Annotated in this window: 16 protein-coding genes; 6 read left to right on the forward strand and 10 right to left on the reverse strand. The window is 55.8% G+C overall.

From position 1 onward, the window contains the following. Positions 1-35: 35 nt before the first annotated feature. Together MLE19_RS04975 and MLE19_RS04980 are read right to left on the reverse strand one after the other, a co-directional pair. A complete protein-coding gene (locus tag MLE19_RS04975) occupies positions 36-2882 on the reverse strand; it encodes a valine--tRNA ligase (RefSeq protein ID WP_240716967.1) in 2847 nt (948 codons plus the stop codon). A 122-nt stretch (positions 2883-3004) separates the two neighbouring features. Next, positions 3005-4180, reverse strand: a complete 1176-nt coding sequence (locus MLE19_RS04980) for an MFS transporter (protein WP_240716968.1) — start codon at positions 4178-4180, stop codon at positions 3005-3007. A 161-nt stretch (positions 4181-4341) separates the two neighbouring features. Here MLE19_RS04980 and MLE19_RS04985 point away from each other — a divergent pair, with 161 nt between their 5' ends. Continuing rightward, positions 4342-4797: a Spy/CpxP family protein refolding chaperone gene (locus MLE19_RS04985; protein WP_240716969.1), complete on the forward strand. Its 456-nt coding sequence runs from the start codon at positions 4342-4344 to the stop codon at positions 4795-4797. Between the two features lie 108 nt (positions 4798-4905). Here the strand turns inward: MLE19_RS04985 and MLE19_RS04990 are convergent, their stop codons facing one another. The 4 genes from MLE19_RS04990 to MLE19_RS05005 form a co-directional block, all read right to left on the reverse strand. Then, positions 4906-6369: a Fic family protein gene (locus MLE19_RS04990; RefSeq protein WP_240716970.1), complete on the reverse strand. Its 1464-nt coding sequence runs from the start codon at positions 6367-6369 to the stop codon at positions 4906-4908. 83 nt (positions 6370-6452) lie between these two features. Further along, positions 6453-6884: a DNA polymerase III subunit chi gene (locus MLE19_RS04995; RefSeq protein ID WP_240716971.1), complete on the reverse strand. Its 432-nt coding sequence runs from the start codon at positions 6882-6884 to the stop codon at positions 6453-6455. A gap of 75 nt (positions 6885-6959) precedes the next feature. After that, positions 6960-8060: a branched-chain amino acid aminotransferase gene (locus MLE19_RS05000; protein ID WP_240716972.1), complete on the reverse strand. Its 1101-nt coding sequence runs from the start codon at positions 8058-8060 to the stop codon at positions 6960-6962. Positions 8061-8203: 143 nt separating this feature from the next. Continuing rightward, positions 8204-9724 carry a leucyl aminopeptidase gene (locus tag MLE19_RS05005; protein WP_240716973.1) on the reverse strand — a complete coding sequence of 507 codons (1521 nt, stop codon included), beginning with the start codon at positions 9722-9724 and terminating at the stop codon, positions 8204-8206. Positions 9725-9870: 146 nt separating this feature from the next. On the opposite strand from MLE19_RS05005, the gene lptF reads away from it, so the two are divergent. The 5 genes from lptF to bfr all read left to right on the forward strand — a co-directional run bounded on the left by lptF (position 9871) and on the right by bfr (position 13599). Continuing rightward, positions 9871-10950, forward strand: a complete 1080-nt coding sequence (gene lptF, locus MLE19_RS05010; RefSeq protein ID WP_240716974.1) for an LPS export ABC transporter permease LptF — start codon at positions 9871-9873, stop codon at positions 10948-10950. After that, positions 10950-12014, forward strand: coding sequence for an LPS export ABC transporter permease LptG (gene lptG, locus MLE19_RS05015; RefSeq protein ID WP_240716975.1), 1065 nt, complete (start codon positions 10950-10952; stop codon positions 12012-12014). Before lptF ends, lptG begins: the two co-directional genes overlap by 1 nt. 68 nt (positions 12015-12082) lie before the next feature. Further along, positions 12083-12559: an RDD family protein gene (locus tag MLE19_RS05020; RefSeq protein WP_240716976.1), complete on the forward strand. Its 477-nt coding sequence runs from the start codon at positions 12083-12085 to the stop codon at positions 12557-12559. Positions 12560-12718: 159 nt separating this feature from the next. Then, the gene (locus tag MLE19_RS05025) at positions 12719-12925 is read left to right on the forward strand and encodes a bacterioferritin-associated ferredoxin (protein ID WP_240716977.1); all 207 of its coding nucleotides are present in this window, start codon (positions 12719-12721) and stop codon (positions 12923-12925) included. A 191-nt stretch (positions 12926-13116) separates the two neighbouring features. After that, the gene (gene bfr / locus MLE19_RS05030) at positions 13117-13599 is read left to right on the forward strand and encodes a bacterioferritin (protein WP_008959829.1); all 483 of its coding nucleotides are present in this window, start codon (positions 13117-13119) and stop codon (positions 13597-13599) included. 130 nt (positions 13600-13729) lie between these two features. Here bfr and MLE19_RS05035 read toward each other — a convergent pair whose 3' ends face one another. From MLE19_RS05035 to MLE19_RS05050, 4 genes are all read right to left on the reverse strand, one after another. Then, a complete protein-coding gene (locus MLE19_RS05035) occupies positions 13730-15202 on the reverse strand; it encodes a carbon starvation CstA family protein (RefSeq protein ID WP_240716978.1) in 1473 nt (490 codons plus the stop codon). 203 nt (positions 15203-15405) lie between these two features. Further along, the gene (sodC, locus tag MLE19_RS05040) at positions 15406-15957 is read right to left on the reverse strand and encodes a superoxide dismutase [Cu-Zn] SodC (protein ID WP_240716979.1); all 552 of its coding nucleotides are present in this window, start codon (positions 15955-15957) and stop codon (positions 15406-15408) included. Between the two features lie 83 nt (positions 15958-16040). Beyond that, positions 16041-17210 carry a M20 family metallopeptidase gene (locus tag MLE19_RS05045; RefSeq protein ID WP_240716980.1) on the reverse strand — a complete coding sequence of 390 codons (1170 nt, stop codon included), beginning with the start codon at positions 17208-17210 and terminating at the stop codon, positions 16041-16043. After that, positions 17195-18616, reverse strand: coding sequence for a M20 family metallopeptidase (locus tag MLE19_RS05050; protein ID WP_240716981.1), 1422 nt, complete (start codon positions 18614-18616; stop codon positions 17195-17197). The genes MLE19_RS05045 and MLE19_RS05050 overlap by 16 nt, the downstream gene beginning before the upstream one ends. Between the last annotated feature and the right edge of the window lie 6 nt (positions 18617-18622).

The raw sequence follows: 18622 nt of genomic DNA on the forward strand, positions 1-18622 counted from the left end.
GTGCCGTTTGTGTCAGCTATCTTAACTAACTGATCCTACAAAGCCTCAATCTTCGCCTTTTGCTCTTCCAGCAACTGCTTGGTCGCTTGGAAATCGGCGAGTTTGGCACGCTCTTTTTCGACCACGGCGACCGGGGCTTTGGCGATAAAGCCGTCGTTGCTGAGTTTCTTCTCGATGCCACCGATGAGCTTATCCTGCTTGTCGATTTCTTTGTTGAGGCGGGCGATTTCGGCGTCTTTGTCGATCAGGTCTGCCATTGGCACCAGCACTTCCATATCGCCAACCAGTTGAGTGGCGGAGAGCGGGGCGGCGTCTGGGTTTTCAAGCCAGGTTACGCTTTCCAGCTTGGCAAGTTTAGACAGGAAGCGGCGGTTGTTCTCCAGACGCTCGGCGTCTTCAGGCTTGCCTTTGGTCAGTAGCACATCGAGCAGTTTGCCGGGGGCGATGTTCATCTCGGCGCGGATATTGCGCACAGCAACAATCACACCTTTGAGCCACTCGATATCCAGGCTGGCCTGCTCGTCGATTTTGCTCTCGTCGGCCTCTGGCCAGGCTTGCAGCATGATTGAAGCGCCGTCACCCATGTAGACACCAGCCAATGGCGAAACGCGCTGCCAAATTTCTTCGGTGATGTAGGGCATCATAGGATGGGCAAGGCGTAGCGTCGCTTCTAGCACGCGCACCAGCGTGCGGCGGGTGCCACGTTTTGCTTCTGCCGTGGCGTTCTCGTCCCATAAAACAGGCTTAGAAAGCTCCAGATACCAGTCGCAATACTCGTTCCAAACGAATTCATACAGCGCTTGAGAGGCATGGTCGAAGCGGTACTCGTCCATCGCCTTGGTGACCTGGGCTTCGGTCTTTTGTAGCTGGGAGATAATCCAACGGTCGGCCAGGGAGAGCTCAATTTCGTCTCCGCCGGTACCGCAATCTTCGCCTTCGGCGTTCATCAGCACATAGCGCGAGGCATTCCACAGCTTGTTGCAGAAGTTGCGGTAGCCATCCAGACGGTTCATATCAAACTTGATATCACGCCCGGTGGTCGCTTGGGAGAGGAACGTAAAGCGCAGGGCATCCGTACCGTGGGCCTCTATCCCGTCTTTAAACTCATCCTTGGTCGCTTTGGCGATCGCCTTGGCCTGTTTCGGCTGCATCATATTGCCGGTGCGCTTTTCGAGCAGCTCATCCAGGGTGATGCCGTCGATCAGGTCGATGGGGTCAAGCACATTGCCCTTGGATTTGGACATCTTCTGACCCTGACCGTCGCGCACCAAACCGTGCACGTAAACCGTTTTGAACGGTACTTGCTTGGTGAACTTCAGGGTCATCATGATCATCCGGGCAACCCAGAAGAAGATGATGTCAAAACCGGTCACCAGCACGCTGCTGGGGTGGAAGGTCTCCAGCTCCGGCGTCTGTTCCGGCCAGCCGAGGGTGCCAAAGGTCCACAGGCCTGAGCTAAACCAGGTGTCGAGGACGTCTTCGTCCTGAGTCAGTATGACATCGGGTTCAAGTGCGTGCTTCTCGCGAGCTTCCTCTTCGCTGCGAGCAACGTAGACATTCCCTTCTGCGTCATACCAGGCGGGAATGCGGTGGCCCCACCACAGCTGGCGGGAAATACACCAATCCTGCAGATCGCGCATCCAGGCGAAGTACATATTTTCATAGTTTTTGGGTACGAACTGGATATCGCCATTTTCCACCGCTTCGATGGCGGGCTTGGCGAGGGACTCCACGGCCACAAACCACTGGTCGGTGAGCAGCGGCTCGATCACGTCACCGGAACGGTCGCCATAGGGCAGAGTATTGTTAACGGGTTCGACTTGCTCCAGCAGGCCCAGGGCGTCCATGTCGGCGACGATCTGCTTACGCGCTTCAAAGCGGTCTAGACCTGCATACTTGGCGGGCAGACTGGCGTCTTCGTCCGGCTGGGGCTGGCCTTTAAGATCGAAAATCTCAGCGCTATCAAGGATAGCCGCGTCTTTGGAGAAAACGTTGATCAGCAGGTGATTCTGGCGCTTGCCGACTTCGTAATCGTTGAAGTCGTGGGCGGGGGTGATCTTCACACAGCCCGAGCCCTTCTCCATATCGGCGTGTTCGTCGGCGACCACCGGGATGCGGCGACCAACTAGCGGGAGCTCGATAAATTTGCCTACCAGCGAGGCGTAGCGCGCATCGTCTGGATTCACGGCCACGCCGGTATCGCCTAGCAAGGTTTCCGGACGAGTAGTGGCAACCACGACATAATCTTTGCCATCATCAGTTGTAACGCCGTCGGCCAGCGGGTAGCGGAAGTGCCAGAAGCTGCCCTGCTGCTCTTTGTTTTCCACTTCCAGGTCGGAAATGGCGGTGTGTAGTGTAGGGTCCCAATTGACCAAACGCTTACCACGGTAAATCAGGTTTTCTTCGTGCAAGCGTACAAACACTTCTTGTACGGCTTTGTAGAAGCCTTCATCCATGGTGAAGCGTTCGCGAGACCAGTCGACACTCGCACCCATGCGGCGCAGTTGACGGGTAATATGACCACCAGACTCCTCCTTCCACTCCCACACTTTATCGATAAACGCGTCGCGGCCAAGGTCGTGGCGGGTTTTGCCCTCTTCAGCCGCGATTTTGCGTTCGACCAGCATTTGCGTGGCAATACCGGCGTGATCCGTACCTACCTGCCACAGGGTGTTGTTACCCTGCATCCGCTTCCAGCGCGTCAGGGTATCCATAATGGTGTCCTGGAACGCGTGGCCCATGTGCAGGCTGCCGGTCACGTTGGGCGGCGGAATCATGATCGAAAAAGGCGTGCCCTTGCCGGAAGGGGCGAAACGGTTGTCGGCTTCCCAGCGCTCGTACCAGCGGGTTTCGATCTGTTCGGGTTGGTAGGTCTTTTCCATGTGGAGTCGGCTCACGGCTGGCAAGAAATGTGCAAAATGTGAAAATGTATAACCCGAGAGTATACCGCGATAGAGCATTGATCGTCAGGGGCTACTCGCGCTCGATTGCGGGCGTAACGTGTTTATGAGAGGTGCTGATGTGCAGAAAACCCGCGCATGGCTATAAGCCCGAGAATAGGCCCCGGCAGCAGCCACCAAATTACCGCTAGTGACTGGCTCGACCATAGCGCGGTGACCAGGGCGATGGAGGGGATAGTCAACCCAAAGCCAATCGCGTTCATCATCGCCAGCGCCGCCCCTAGCCGTTCGGGCGGGGCAGTAGCCGAAGCCAGCGCCGAAAACTGCGCGGAGTCGGCAATCACGCTTACTCCCCATAAGCCGAGAAGCGCCAACAGCAGCCAGGGCGAGGCGCTGCCCAACAGGGGATAAACCAAACAGAGCGCGCCTGAGGTGGCCAATGCCACGCAGGCTACCCGATCGCTGCCAATCTGGCGGCTCCATTTGCCCGCGAGCACGCAGCCCGGCAAACCCAACGCGATCACCGCAAAACTTAGCCATGGCTGGACGCTGTTTGAAGCCCCTAAGCGCTCCAGTTCCCGGGCGACCAGAAACGGCACCAGCGCCCAAAGGGCGTAAAGCTCCCAGCAGTGGCCGAAATAACCCAGTGCGGCGGCACGAAAGCGGGGCTGTTTGAACGCGGCCAGACCTGCCCAGGGGCGTCCGCTTTTGGCGGTGGCCGGGAGGTGGGGGCCAACGCCTAGCTTGAAAATCATTAGCGCCGCGACCAGCGCCAGCAGTGAAGCCAGCAGCAGCGGCCACTGCCAGGGTAAATGCAGCGTTAAACCGCGCAGCAGGTGTGGCGAGGCAATGCCCAGGGTGAGCATGCCCACCAGCCAACCCAGCGCGGCGCCGGCGTGGCTGGGTGTCCAGCTCACCACCAGCTTCATGCCTAGCGGATAAATCCCCGCCAGGCAAAGCCCGGTCGCAAAGCGAGCAACAGCGGCGAGCGTCACGCTCTCAGCCACGCCGATAAAGGCGGCGTTGATCAGTGCGCCGAGAACGGCAGAAATCGCAAACAGGTGGCTGGCACGAATTCGGTCGGCAAGACCAGTGGTTGCGATCAGCAGCGTGCCGGTAATAAACCCTGCCTGAACGGCGATGGTTAGCAGACCCAAGTCGCTTTCGCTAAGGCCGACGGCCTCCTGCAGCGCCAAGCCAACGCCATTAACGCTAAACCATAGTGAGGTGCCAAACAGCTGGGCGATGACAATCGTAACAAGCGGGTAGCGCGTGAACACGTTTACGTCTCCATGAGGGCAAAGGGCGCGGCCAGAGCCCGCTAATGGTAATCAACAATTTACCGTTACGACGAATTTTTTAAAAACAGCAGTGTCGGATCACAAGACCCGTCAGGATTCGTCGGGCAGGAAGTACAAATTTGTTCGCAATTGGAGTTTTTATGCACGTAGCCAAGCTTTTCCTTCCAGCAGTTGCAGCACTGGCATTCAGTGTTCCCGCCATGGCCCAGCAAATGGGTGGCGGCACCCCCAGTGTCGATGACCAAGTTAACCAACTCGACGAAATGGTGGATCTGAATGATGGGCAGAAGGAAGAACTCAGCAACCTTTTGATCCAGATGCAAGACGACGTTGGTGCCAATGAGCAGGAAGCCCAGCAGTTGCAACAGCAACTCAGTGAGCACGTTCAGACTGATTATGACGAAGCCGCCATTCGGGCAGATGCAGAGCGTCTTGGTGACCTAACGGCCGAGATGACCGCGGATAGCATTATCATACAGTCTCAGATCGAAGGCGTTTTCACTCAGGAGCAGCGCGATCAACTGGATGAGGCCGTGGCTCAGCAGCAGGAGCAAATGCAACAGATGCAGGAGCAGATGCAGCAACAGGGAGGCTAAGGCGAAGACGTACTGACAGAGATTGCCGACTTCCGTTGATGGCCCCGCCAAGTGCGGGGTCACGGGTTTGTGGCTGATCTTCCCTCTTTCCAGGTTGGTTTGCCCCTATCAATGTTGTCTTCCTTGATTGGCTACCCATTTCTGCCCGGCTGCTGTCAGACGGTACTTCTGACGGCTGCTGCGTGGCTTGTCTGGAATTGTCATTTCAATAGCGCCGACCTTTAATGCCGGACGCAGATAGGATTCCCGAAAGTGGTCTTCATGCTTCAGCCCAAGCGCTGCCTGTATATCTGAGCGCTTCATTTCGCCTTGCAAGACCGCGAGTAGTCGAGTCACTTCCCCGGTGACTTCCCCGGTGACTTCCCCGGTGACTTCCCCGGTGACTTCCCCGGTGACTGGTGGGGTATCGTCCGTCCACTCCGCCTCTGGCCGCCAAGCGATTGCACTGAATTGATTGCCTGAAGGGTCATTAAGCAAGTCAATCTTAGGCCATGCCTCAAGCGCTCGTGGAATGCCACTGCCCATACCGCGATAGGGTAAGATATGGCTGGCATGTTCGGTGAGCGTAGGATTACGGCGGATGGTCTTGCCCCGGCGAATGTCCTCAGCGCTTAGGCTATCCGGCAGGTGGCCAGGGCTGACAATCTCCACACGATCGGCAAAGACCATCAAGCGGACGGAAGCGCTGGTGAAGTAGTCTCGGTGAATCAAGGCATTAACCAGCAACTCTTCCAGCGCCGTTTCGGGAATCTCCAACTCGCCCAGGGTGTTGAAACTACGCCCGTGCTGCACATGGTGCAAATTGCGCTTGATAAAGGCAAAAGCGCCACGGAACTGCTCCAGTAGGGTGCCCTTGATATCTTCGCTATCCAGGTAGCGAGTATCGTGCAGCGCGGTGCCGGGGAAGGCCACTGCCTTCACTTCAAAGGCCGGACGCCAGCGCTGAGGATTGCGACCAAACAGTATCAGCCCCGCCAGATTCAACTCCTGCCCATCGCCCAGGCCCAAGTTCTGCAGCAACTGCTCCCGTGTCAGACCGGAGAACTCGCTGCTCTCACCATAGCGGCGATTGAAGTAGCCAGTAAACGCCTTGTCATCGATATCCTCCACCGAAGTACCCGCTACTGGTACTACATCAGCGTAAACCAGCCCAGAACGCTGGAACATGCGCTGCAGTTCTTCGCGGGAGGTCACATGCCGTTTGTCCGACCCCTGCTTGACCCAAATGCGGCCTTGATTATCAAGATACGGTTTGGCCAGCCCATCGGGCACCTCCATCACTATTACAATGCCCTGATCTGTCTGCACATTCTCGGTCAGCGGATGCACGGGAGGACGTACATGCTGGGAGGCAGCGTTGCCAAGTAGCTGGTTCAACCGCCGTACCGCCGCGCCATCCAGCCCTGCAATCGAGCCGTCATCATTGACGCCCAGCAACAACCACCCGCCGCCACTGTTGGCAAAGGCGGCCATCTCAGAGGCAAGGCCATCCGCGTTGGTGGCATCGCGTTTGAACTGGTGGCGGCTGTCTTCGCCGCGTGCGACCATCTCAAGAAGTTCACTTATCGTCATGGCTTACTTCGCTTCAGCTCGCGATGGAGAAAGGCGTCAATTTCAGCTTCTGGTCAAGCCTCTTCGCGCTGGATGCATTGTGCCTACCCCAATTTATGCGGCACAACCTCATGACCCATTTCTTTATAGCGCTGCCAGCAGGCGCGTTTGGCGACCAGCACTTGTTGGTGCTGGTTAATGATCTCGGCAATGCGGGCGTAGTTTTCTACACCGTCGGGAATATCGGGGTGCAGGTTAAGCAGTGCGGTTTCTTCTGTGGGCACCGGCAATTGCTGCCAGCCTAGCGTGATGGGTACGCTAGCAGCCATTTCGCTATCTTCTAAAGCGTGGGGTAGGTAGGCGTCCGGGCGGAAATTCCACAGCGCGTCGTCGGCCTGCTCGGCGAGGGCTTTATCCTCGCAGTGCAGATGCAGGCGGTAGCCTTTACGCCAGATAGTCTCGGCGAGTTTGCAGGCAAACTGCAAGCGCGCCTCTAAGGTTGTATCGGGCAAAATATAGAAATCAATGCGCGCCATGGCGGTTCCAGGTTAGTCGTTTCCAGAAACAACACCGCCGCATAAAATGCGGCGGTGTGGAGGTAAGCGCTAGCGTTACACCAGCTTGGTGAGCCAGCCGTACTTATCTTCGCTGCGGCCGTACTGCAGATCGAGCAATTTGGTACGCAGCCGCATGGCAACCTCGTTGTTGCCACTCGCTGTGAGCTGGATACGCTCGTTCTCGGTCACCAGTTCACCTACTGGAGTAATGACCGCGGCGGTACCGCAGGCAAATATCTCAGTGATCTCACCGGATGCCGCGCCTTCACGCCACTCATCAATACTGATCGGGCGCTCTTCCGGCGTGAGGCCTTCATCTTTGGCTAGCGTGAGCACTGAGTTGCGGGTCACGCCTTCCAAAATGGTGTCGGTCAGCCGCGGTGTGACCAAGCGACCATCTTTGAAGACGAAGAACAGGTTCATACCGCCCAGCTCTTCTACCCACTTGTTCTCAGCGGCGTCAAGAAACGCTACCTGGCCACACTGGTGGGCTTCTGCCTCTTTTTGCGCGGCTAGTGAGGCGGCGTAGTTACCGCCACACTTGGCAAAACCGGTGCCGCCTGCAGCAGCGCGCTTGTAGTTCGAGGAGAGCCAAATCGACACCGGCGCAACGCCGCCTTTGAAGTAGGCCGCCGCTGGTGAAGCGATCACGTAGTAATCGACTTCTTGCGACGGGCGAACGCCCAGAAACGCTTCTGAGGCGATCATAAATGGACGCAGGTAAAGACTGCACTCGTCAGAGGCGCTAGCGGGCGTGGGTACCCAGGCGTGATCCTGAGCGAGCAGCGCCTTCAGTGAGCCGATAAAGTCTTCGTCGGAAAGCTCGGGCAGCGCTAAACGTCGGGCGCTGCGCCGGAAACGTTCAGCGTTTTTCTCGGGGCGGAACGTCCAGATAGAGCCGTCGGCATGACGATAGGCTTTGATGCCCTCAAAAATTTCCTGGCCGTAATGCAGCACGGAAGCGGCGGGGTCGAGTGTCAATGGGCCGTAAGGGCGTACCTGATGGCCGTGCCAGTCAGCATCGCCGGACCAGCGAATATGTGCCATATGGTCGGTGAAGTAGCGACCGAAACCGGGATTTTTGAGAATATTTTCACGAAGTTCGTCGGCCATCGGCTGATTGGATGGCAGGATTTCAAAACTGGCAGTGGGCACGGCGGTTATTCTCCGTTAATACCGCTTCCGTTAAGAGGCGGTTGGATATTGGTGATCATACAGGCACAGCGGGTACTCGCTTGCTGTGCCTTGATAGTTTCAGGTTTAACGGTTGCCGTGCTGAAAGGCAACCACTGAACTGTCTAACTGTCGCTATTTTCTACTTGCGTGTCGGCTTCACGGTCGAGCAAATACTGGGTTAATAGGCCGACCGGGCGTCCGGTGGCGCCTTTCTGCTTGCCGGAGTGCCAAGCAGTGCCCGCGATATCCAGATGCGCCCAGGGGAAGTGGTCGGCAAAACGCGATAAAAAGCACGCGGCGGTAATGGTACCTGCCGGGCGGCCGCCAATATTGGCCAGGTCGGCAAAGTTGGACTCTAACTGCTCTTGGTACTCGTCCCATAGCGGCAGGTGCCAAGCGCGGTCCCAGGCCCCTTCGCCTGCATCCAGCAGATCCAGGGCGAGGTCATCGTCGTTGGAGAGCAGGCCGGTGGCGTGGTGGCCCAGGCCAACAATCACGGCGCCGGTGAGGGTGGCGATATCGACCACGCTTGCCGGGGTAAAGCGCTCGGCGTAGGTCAGCGCATCGCACAGCACCAGGCGACCTTCTGCGTCCGTATTCAGCACTTCCACGGTCAACCCTTTAAGCGTCTTGATAATATCGCCGGGCTTGGTGGCGTGACCGTCGGGCATGTTTTCCGCCGCGGCAACGATAAATACCAGATTGAGCTTGGGTTTAATCGCCAATACGGCTTTGACGGTGCCGAACACGCTGGCGGCGCCGCACATATCGAACTTCATTTCGTCCATGCCTTCGCCAGGCTTGAGCGAAATACCACCAGTATCGAAGGTAATACCTTTGCCGATCAGCACGTGGGGCGCTTCTTCGGCGTTTTCTGCGCCTTGATACTTCATTACGATCAGGCGGGTGGGTTCTTTGCTGCCGCGACCAACCGATAACAGCGAGCCTGCCCCCAACGCTTCGAGCGCCTCTTCATCGAGAATCTCAACCTCGAGCGTGCCCTGTGAGTCGCGGCCAAGCTGCTCTGCCTGCTCGGCGAGGTAGCGGGGCGTGCAAATATTGGCAGGCAAGTTGCCGAGAGTGCGGGTGTAGTTGATGCCCTGGCCTATAGCGTTGCCTACCAATGCGCCCTGCTTCACCAGCGGTACAGCATCGGCATCACTAATAATCAACGTCAATTTGGCAAGGCTAGGTGCTGGCGCGGGGGACGATTTGAACTGATCAAAACGATAAATGGCCCGCTCGGCGGCTTCCATCACCTTGCGCGCTTTCCAGGCGGCGTCGCGATCGGTGAGCGGTACATCGCCAAATACGACGCTGGCTTCGTCAATGGGCAGTTTTACCAGCGCTGTCATGGCCGCCTCCAGCGCTTTGATAAAGGCGGCTTCCTGGCATTTTTCGCGCTCACCCAAGCCAATCAGCAGGATGCGTTCGGCGCCCAGTCCCGGCGCAAACGGTACCATTTGCACATTGCCCAACGCTGCGTCAAAGTCACCGCGCTCAAGCAGTTGGCCAATCAGGCGCTCGCTAGCGTCGTCCAGTTTGGCAACGGTGGGCAGTAAGTCGCTACCTTTATAAACCGGTACCAAAAGGCAGGCCGTTTCGGTTTTGGCCGGGTTAGCAGTCTGAACGGAAAATTCCATGACGTCTCCAACAAGACAAGCAACGAGGGATTCGGGATAATGCCCCGTTGCTTTTGATTTTGAAAAGGGACTGAGAATAGTTTGATTAGTGTACCCAAGCCATACGCTTATTGCATGGCATCCTGCACGACTAGCCGGAGAGCGCGTTGATTTTATTTCGATATCTAACTCGCGAAGTGTTACTCACCATGTCGGCGGTCGCCGGCATTTTGTTGCTGGTGATCATGGGTAGCCGCTTTATCCGCTATTTTTCGGACGCAGCGGAAGGTGATATCCCCGTCACTATGTTGGGCAGCCTGATGATGTTTCACCTGCCTGGTTTTATGGAATTGATTCTACCGCTGTCGTTTTTTCTAGGCATCATGCTGGCCTATGGGCAGCTCTATATGAACAGCGAAATCACGGTGATGGTCGCCTGCGGGATGAGCCCCACGCGGCTGTTGAAAGTGACGTTGCTGCCTGCCAGCGTTGTGGCGGTGCTAGTCGGTGCCTGCAGCCTGTGGCTGACGCCTTTAGGGGCACTGCAAACCGAAACCGCGCTGGAAGAGCAGCGCAGCCGTCTGGATGTTTCCGTGTTGGCGCCAGGACGTTTCCAGGAATTTGGCGGAGGGCGTACCGCTTATATCGGCAGTTTCTCCAGCGATGGCACAGAGATGCAAGATGTGCTGGTACACGAACAGAATCAGCCGGGTGATGAGACCACCCATGACTATGTAACCCGCGCGGCCTCGGGCTATCAGGAAACACGGCTCGAAACGGGGAGCCGCTTTTTGGTGCTGGATGACGGTGAGCGTTATGGCGTGACCCCAGGCCAACAGAACGCCGAGCGTCTAACGTTCGAGCGCTATACGCTGCGCTTAGGGCTGAATCGCGACCGGCAGGAGCTCGATTCCCTGGAGTATGCCACTACGCCGGCGCTATGGAGTGACCCTAGCCCCCGTGCCCAGGCGCAGTGGCAGTGGCGTGCGGGCCTGCCATTAATGGTATTTGTGCTGGCCTTGATGGCGCAGCCGCTTTCACGGGTTAATCCACGCCAGGGCCGCTTTGGCAAACTGCTGCCCGCCGTATTTTTATATGTTGCATATCTTAGCCTGCTGCTGGCGATTGTCGATGCGATTGGCAGTGGTACTTGGCCCACCACGCTGGGTGTGTGGCCGGTACACGGACTGTTCTTAGGGTTGGGCCTGCTAATGCTGTGGCGCTCGCAACGTAAGGGGATGCGCTGATGGTTCTTGATCGTCTTGATCGTTATATCGCCCGCAACGTGCTGGCGGCCATTATCGTCGTCCAGTTCGTACTGCTGGGCTTGGATATTACTATTGCCTATATCGATGATTTAGGTGATGTGCAGGCGAGTTATACCGCCTTCGATGCGCTGCTTTACCTATTAATGCGCACTCCTTGGCGCTTCTATCAGTATGCCCCGGTGGCAGTCTTGATCGGCGCGCTGATTGGTCTGGGCAGCATGGCATCCAGTAACGAGCTGACTGTTATGCGCGCCTCTGGGCGCTCTTTGGCACGCATTGTATGGGGGGTGATGAAGCCGGTGCTGTTGGTGGTAGTGGCTGTGTTGCTGGTGGCTGAATATGTGAGCCCGCGCACCGAGCAGTATGCAGAGGCGTGGCGGCTGGAAAAAATTCAGGGCGAAGGCGCCATGCTGACAAGCCGCAGCGGATGGCAGATTGAGGGTGAAAGTGTCTACCGTTTCGGGGCGATTCGCGCCGATGATGTGGTGCTTGATTTAACCCGCTATCGCTTCGATGAGCGTCAGTTAGTTGAAGCTACCTACGCCCAACGCGCCCTTTGGGAAGAAGGGGCGTGGCGTTTGGAAAATGTGACTACCACGCGTATTTTCGATGATCACACCGAGTCTGACCAGGTGGCAAGCATGGGGTGGGACACTTCCTTTACGCCCACTCAGTTAGATCGATTGCTTCGCGATATAGAGAGTCAGGCACCCAGTGAGCTGTGGTATTACGCCCGGTTTCTTGAAGAGCAAGGCCTGCAGAATGATCAGGCGCTGCTCTATTTTTGGCAGAAGATACTGATGCCGCTCACGATGGGCTCGTTGGTGCTCATTGCCGCCTCTTTCGTATTTGGCCCGCTGCGGACTGTCGCCGCGGGTACCCGTGTTTTTTACGGCGTTATTACCGGGCTCTCCTTTAAGTACGTACAGGATCTATTGGCGCCAGCCTCTACGATTTTTGGCTTTTCTCCTGTCTGGGCCGTACTGGTGCCAACCCTGGCGTGTGCGGGGGTGGGTATCTACTTTCTGCGTCGTAATGGTTGATACCGCAACGGCATCGCTGCTTCTTATCGCCTAAATACAGCTAATAAACAGCCAGGAGCTGGGAAAGAATGAGGGAAACACGACGCTTTACTCAGTTGGATAGCGTATGGCCAGCGGGCCTTGGCCGCCGTTTAGGGGCCATGCTCTATGACGGCTTTTTGGTCACCGCGATCTGGATTGCGGTGACAGTCGTTCATATGCTGTTTTTCCGCTATGTGCTCGGCCAGCAGCCAGAAGAGATTGGCACGACGGCCAGCGATATTTGGAGTCTGCGCTTCTTGCTGCTGTTTTTTGTGACGCTGTTTTTCGTCTTCTCCTGGTCCCGGGGCGGTATGACGCTAGGTATGCAGGCGTGGCGTTTACGGGTGCAAACGGTAGACGGGTATTCACTGAACTTGAAGCAGTGCCTTATTCGCTGCGCGGTGGCGTGGCTCTCGCTGCTGGTCTTTGGTTTGGGCTACTTATGGGTGCTGTTTGATCAACAGCGGCGTAGCTGGCCGGATATCGCATCCAACACGCAAACCGTGGTGCTACCGAGTAAATAATTTAACGGGTGTTTTTCAAAAAAAATCTTGGCTGATCAGAGCTTTATTGTACTGCTCATGATGATTAAGACGAATGGATATCAAAAAGTATCCATTTTCACTTGATAAGATGTATGCGAATCATTTACATTCATCTCATGATTTCCATGAGGTGCAGCCATGTACGTTTGCGTGTGCAAGGGAGTAACCGATCATCAGATTCGCCAGCACGTTAGCGACGGAGCGCGCAGCTGGCGAGAAGTACGTGAAGCAACCGGCTGTGCAACGCAGTGTGGTAAATGCGCGTGCTATGCCAAATCTATTACCCGCGATGCAGTGACAGAAGCGCGCCAAGAAGCGGATATGGGACTCGCTTACGCCGTGTGACGCGAATCACTATTGTTAGGGTTATCTTTAGCAAATATATGATTTGCTTGAACTTTTAAATACCTTATCTATACTCTCAGGAAAGCTGGGAGTATAGCTATGTACGTCTATACTCTTCTTAAAACGTAACTGCTTGATCGCATTATCTAAACCAGATTAAACATCAGCATTACAGTAGAAAAGGTGACGTTATGAAAGGTGATACTAAAGTTCTTGAGCACTTAAATAAGGCGCTGGGCAACGAACTGGTCGCGATTAATCAGTACTTTTTGCATGCCAAAATGTATAAAGATTGGGGCCTGAAAGCGCTGGCTAAGTGGGAATACGATGAATCCATCGAAGAGATGCAGCACGCTGACAAGATCATCGAGCGTATCCTGTTCCTGGAAGGCATTCCCAATCTGCAGGATCTTGGCAAACTGCACATCGGTGAAAACGTCAAAGAGATGCTCGAAAGCGATCTGAAAATCGAGCACGATGGCCGCAATGATTACATCGAAGCCATCACTTACTGCGAAAGCGTTAAAGATTACGTCACCCGAGATATGCTTCGCGACCTGCTCGCCGATGAAGAGGGTCATATCGACCACATCGAAACTGAGCTTAAGCTAATTGAGCAAGTGGGCATTCAGAATTACCTGCAGCGCCAAATGCAGATGGCTGGCGAAGAGTAAACACTCTGTAGCAAAGCCTTTAGTGCACTTCTTAAGTTAGCTTTTTAAGTTCGCTAAGCGCGCAAAGCAAAACGGGCACCCAAAATGGCTGCCCGTTTTCTTTTGCTGGTACTAAATGAATGACGCGGCGTTAGGAGCTTGTGGCCAGCGTATCACCCGATTTACCACCCAGTGCCGCTTCCGCGGGCTCATCAACGGTGAAGGTCGTGCGGCTCAAACGGCGCACACGCTTCATAAATAGCGCAATGCAAATGAGCGTGCCCAGGGCCGCTACCACATAGCTTAAGTGAAGTGGTAAACCAAAGCCGATTGGCGCGTAGGCCAAGTAGGTAAACGTTGCCATGGTCATAAAGGTGGCCGGTATTGATGTGATCAGGTGAGGCTTACGCGACAGCACTAGGTACATGGTGCCTACCCACAGCGCGATAACGGCGGTGGTTTGGTTCGCCCAAGAGAAGTAGCGCCACAGTAGCGTGAAGTCCATATGGGTTAGGGCATAGGACACCACAAACAGCGGCAGAGCGACCATCACCCGCTTCACAATCGGTTTTTGATCGATCTTAATGTAATCAGCAATGATCATTCGCGCACTACGGAAAGCGGTATCACCAGAAGTGATTGGCAGCACAATAACGCCCAGTATCGCCAGCGTACCGCCTACCGCGCCCAGCATAGTAGTGGAAACTTCGCTAACGACGGCAGCAGGGCCGCCTGCGGCGAGTACATCGGATAGAGTTTGGTCGCCGTAGAACAGGCTCATGGCAGCGGCTGCCCAGATCATCGCGATAATACCTTCGGTGATCATCATGCCGTAAAAGATTTTGCGCCCATTGGTTTCGTTTTCAGTCGTGCGCGAAATAATAGGCGTTTGGGTGGCATGAAAGCCGGAAAGCGCGCCGCAAGAGATCGTTAAAAACAGCAGCGGGAAAATGGGGGCTGCTTCAGGGTGCATGTTTTGGAAGGAGAGCTCGGGGATGGGGGCGCCCGTTACAATCAAGCCAATACCAATACCCGCCGCGCTGAACAGCAGAAGTGCACCGAAGTAGGGGTAGATACGCCCGATGACTTTATCTATCGGCAGTAGGGTTGCGATCAGATAGTAAATAAAGATAGCGACAATGATGAGTGTTAGCGAGAGTGACGTCATATTGGCCAGCAGCGCTGCGGGTGAGGTCACAAAGACCGTACCCACCAGAAGAAGCAGCAGAATCGCAAAGCCATTCACCACGTGCTTCATCGCTTTACCGAGGAACTTGCCCGCTAACTGCGGCAGGTGAGCGCCGTGGTTGCGAATCGAGATCATCCCGGTCAAGTAGTCGTGAACGGCACCGGCAAAGATGCAGCCGACCACAATCCATATAAAGGCCACAGGGCCATAAAGTGCGCCAAGGATAGGTCCGAAGATAGGGCCCACACCGGCAATGTTGAGTAACTGAATAAGCGAGTTACGCGTAGTATTCATCGGCACATAGTCGATGTTGTCGCGCATGGTGAACGCTGGTGTGCGCCGTTTGCGATCGGTCACAAACACGCGCTCAACGAACTTCCCATAGGTAAAGTAGCCCGCAATCAGCAGCAGGATCGATACAATAAAGGTGATCATCGAAGGTACCTAGAGCAGTGAAGGGGATTAGCCGGTAGTGGCGAGTGTGCCAGTAACCCAAAAGTAGGCACTTTTTTAGCCGGTTCGAATGTACAGATAAGGGCTGGGCATCACAGCTAGACTTTAGTTGGTGTTCGCCCTATAAAAACGGGCAGCACAATTTGCTACCCGTTTTAACTGCTCATTTAAGGTGAGCGGTTTGGTTAAGACTCAACGACACCGCAGGCCATACGCGTGCCGCCGCCACCAAGATGAGGCTCGTCCTCATAGGTATCGCCGCCTTCATGAATCATGATGCTGCGGCCCGGCATATCTTCCATGCTCAGGCGCGGTGCCAAAACCGGTAGGTTAGCTTCGCCATCTTCATTAACGGTCAGCACAGGGAGATCGCCTAGATGGCCTTCACCATAAGGACCTTGGTGAGTGCCGGTTTCCTCAGGATCATAGTGACCGCCTGCTGCTTGAGCGGCAGTCATCTCGCCGTCGTCATTCTCGGCAGGGTCACAGCTGGCGTTCTGGTGAACGTGAAAGCCGTAAACGCCGGGCTCAAGATCCGTTAGCGAAGGGGTCAGCAGTAAGCCGTGATCCGTATGCTCAAGGGATACGGTGCCGATTGACTCTTCATTACCCTCGGTGCTGACTTTATGCATCTCCACATCAAGCGTTTCATTCGCTTGTGCCGCTGAGGTAGCGAGCAGCAGCGAGGCGGCAATAGCGGTAAGCGGTGTTGAGAAACGTATAGTTGAATAGCGCATGGTGATCTCCTTCCGAATCCATGGAAACGCTGTGGCAGCGTTGCTTATTCAAGGTAGCTGGCGAGCCGTTACTTCGCCACCCGCTAGCGAGGATCTGCTGAGATATGTTGTAAATTCAGTAAAGTAGCCGTTAGTGCTTGCGTCCGCGGCACTAGCGTGTCGAGTAAGCAGTACTCCTCATCAGTATGCATTTTCGCGCCGACCGGGCCAAGGCCACACAGCGTGGGAACGCCCAAGCTGGCTGTCCAGCCCGCATCGGAACAGCCGCCGGTAAATTCGCCATCAACAGCAAACCCGATCGCTTTAGCTTGCGATTGATAAAGCGCAAACAGCGCGCTGCTCATACCCTCTTCAAGCGGGAAGAACTCCGACGTCTGCTCAATGTTTGCCCCAGTGCCAGGAGTATCGGGTTCGGCGATTATTGCCTCAATGGCTTGATAAAGCTGGTCGCGCTGTGCGGTGGTGACAAAACGAATATCAAGCTGTGCGGACGCTGAAGGCGCAACGGTATTGCGAGATACCCCGCCGGTGATGGTGCCCACATTGGTGGTAATGCCTGCCTCGTAATCGGTCAACGCGTGCAGTTTGATAATTTTTTGGGCCAGTGCTTCGATGGCGCTGGCACCATCGCCATGGCTAACACCAGAGTGGGCGGCTTTGCCGGTGACGTTGATCAAAAAACCAGCACCCCCTTTTCGGCCAGTGACCACATTGCCGCTGACGCGCCCTGGCTCGACGTTCAAGACGCCGCTTGCCCCCTCAGCGGCAGCTTCAATAAACGCCCGCCCATCTGGCGAGCCGATCTCCTCATCGGCGGTAAATAGGGCGCGGACGGGCAGTGGGCAGGTGGGCAAACGGCTTAACGCGCGAAGCACAAAGCAGTTCATCACCAGACCGCTTTTCATATCGGCCACGCCAGGGCCAAAGCCAAGGTTCCCATTTTGGCTGTAGCCTCGGCCTGCCACGGTGCCGGTCGGAAAAACCGTATCCCGGTGGCCCATAAGCAGCGCATGACCTTGGCCAGCACCCCCAAGTTGCGCCTCTAAAATATCGCCTGAGTCAGGGCGTTGGTGGCGTATCACCGTGATGCCATCCTGCTCGAGCCACTGGGTGATCAGGTCAGCCACCGCATCCGTGCCCGCTTTGTCATGACTGTTGGAGTCGATATTAACCAGGGCCTCCAAACAGCCAATCATCGCCTGCTGTTGCCCCTTTAGCCAATCACACGCTTGTTGTATTAGTGGCTCTTGCATGACGCTCGCTCCTTATGAATCTCTGCACCTTGAGCACTCAAATCCCAGAATAGCCCCGCCATTAATATAAGCGCTTCTGAGGCAATGCTACCCAATAAGTGTTCATCGGGGGCGTGTTGCGAACAGGAGGGGTAGGAGTGGGGAACCCATAGTGTGGGTAAGCCAAGCGTCTCGGCAAATACATCGTTAGGCAATGATCCGCCCAGGTTAGGCAGTAGCGTGGGCGTTTTATGGGTCGATAGCTGCATCGAGGTTAACGCCCAGCTCACCCAGGGGTCTTCAGGGTCAAGGCGTGTGGCATTCATCTGTGACATGCGCGCCGCGCTGACCTCGATATCGTGATAGCCGTGTTGATCCAAATGATGGCGTAAATGGGCTAGAAAGTTATCCTGGTCGCTGCCCACCACATAACGCAACTGGCAGTGGGCGTAGGCGTGGGGTGGAATCGCATTGGCTGGGGCGTCCGGGTTGCCTGCCTTCATGGCGAGTACTTCTAGCGTGTTCCAGCCAAACAGGCGCTCCGCGGGGGACAACCCTGGCTCCCCCCAGTCAGTATCAATGGCCGGGGCATTGTCACCAACCCCCACCTCAAGTAAGGCAAGCGCTTGGCGAACGGCATCAGGTATTGGCGCTGGGCGTAACCCTTCAATTTGGATCACCCCATTGGCATCCACCAGCGTGGCTATCGCATTGGTTAACCGCACGGCAGGGTTCTTGAGCACGCCGCCCCAGTTACCCGAGTGGTGGGCGCCTTCACGGGCCTGTAGTTTAAGATCAAAATTGAAGGAGCCCCGTGAGCCTAAAAATAGAGTGGGGGCGTCAGCGTTCAAACGGGGCCCATCCGAACCGATAAACACATCGGCCGCCAACCGCTCGCGATAACGGTGGCAGACCTCTTTTAACCCCGGTGAACCGGTCTCTTCGCCCATCTCCAACACCAGCTTCACGTTATAGCCCAGTTGCCCGCCGCTTGCTTTTAACACACAGCCCAGGGCGGCTAGATTAATCGTGTGCTGTCCTTTGTTATCAGCGGTGCCGCGGCCGTACCAGCGATCCCCCCGCTGGGTGATCTGCCAAGGCGACAGCCCTTCGGCCCACTGATCATCATAGCCGCGGATCACATCGCCATGGCCGTAGGTTAATACGCTGAAAGCGGCCTCTGGCTCAATTCTTTCCGCGATAAGAAAGGGCCCAAAACCTTCCACCGGGTTATCGACAATTTCCCATGTAAAACCGAGCTGCTCAATGTCCGGAATAATCTGTTCAGTCAGGTAGCCGTGAAGCTCCTCCAGCCGATTGGGTTCCTGGCTTTCACTGCGGATGGCAATACGCGGGGCAAGCTGAGCATAAAACTCACCACTATCAAAATAGGCTTTGGCAGTGTCTAAGGCGTGTTGGCGCGACATAAATAT

Origin of the sequence: Vreelandella neptunia, assembly GCF_022489065.1 — a bacterium.
In the GTDB taxonomy this organism is placed as follows: Bacteria; Pseudomonadota; Gammaproteobacteria; order Pseudomonadales; family Halomonadaceae; genus Vreelandella; species Vreelandella neptunia_A.